We start from the raw sequence: 1015 nt of genomic DNA, 5'->3' as shown, positions 1-1015 counted from the left end.
AGTACTTGCAAGATCATCTGGTTTAGGCAATTTTGACAATATCGCTTTAAAAGAAAAACTTACTGGTAAAGTAGCGCAATCTGCTCCTTTTATTGGTGAAAACACGCAGGGATTTCAGGGAAGTTCAAACAAAGCCGATTTTGAAACGATGCTGCAACTGCTGTACCTCTCTTTTGAGACACCGCGTTTTGACCCAAATATTTTCGGCATCCTAAAAGAACAGTATAAAAACCGTTTAGAAAACATCAAAAAAGACAACGGAAATACTTTTAAAGATTCAGTTGATCTGGCAAACTCTAACCATAATGCGAGGACTTTTATTTTTAATGAAAAGTTTTTAGAAAACATCAATTTACAGAAAGCAGAAAGTATTTATAAAGACCGCTTCAAAAATGCTTCAGATTTTACTTTTGTTTTTGTGGGAAATATTCCTGAAGGAGCTTTGGAAATTATTCAGAAGTACATCGGAAATCTAAAATCAAATCCTGCTGTAAAAGAGACTTTTGCAGATCATAATATTGGTCCTAAAAAAGGAAAAACGGTTGTGCATTTCAAACGTCCGATGGAAGTTGCAAAAAGCACTGTTTACTTGAATTTGACAGGAAAAACAGAGTATTCAAAAGAAAATGCCATGACGATGTATATTATCGGCGAATTGCTTTCTAAACGTTTTCTTCAAACGATTAGAGAAGAAGAAGGTGGCAGTTACGGCGTAAACGTTGGCGGTAATCTGGAATTGATTCCTAAACCATCATTCAGCCTTGCCCTTACTTTTGACTGCAATCCTGAGAAACAGGAAAAATTAATGCAGATTGTCTGGAAAGAAATCAACGATTTAAAAACCAATCCAGTAAATGCAAATGATTTGGAAGACATAAAAAAAGCTTTATTGAAAAACCGAGAAGAATCGCTTAAAACGAATACTTTCTGGGCTACAACCTTATACAATTACAGCTTAAATCAGATTCCGTTTTCAACAGATGAAGAATATAAAAATCTAATTTCTAAAATTAAC

Annotated in this window: 1 protein-coding gene; it reads left to right on the top strand. The window is 34.3% G+C overall.

Annotated features, from left to right (window positions below; genetic code table 11):
• The coding region (locus ACFFLS_RS26140; RefSeq protein WP_379689701.1) for a M16 family metallopeptidase at positions 1 to 1015 on the top strand (1015 nt) is incomplete at both ends.

Source organism: Flavobacterium procerum (genome assembly GCF_042431625.1).
Classification (GTDB): Bacteria; Bacteroidota; Bacteroidia; order Flavobacteriales; family Flavobacteriaceae; genus Flavobacterium; species Flavobacterium procerum.
This window is presented reverse-complemented; position numbering and strand designations above follow the sequence as displayed.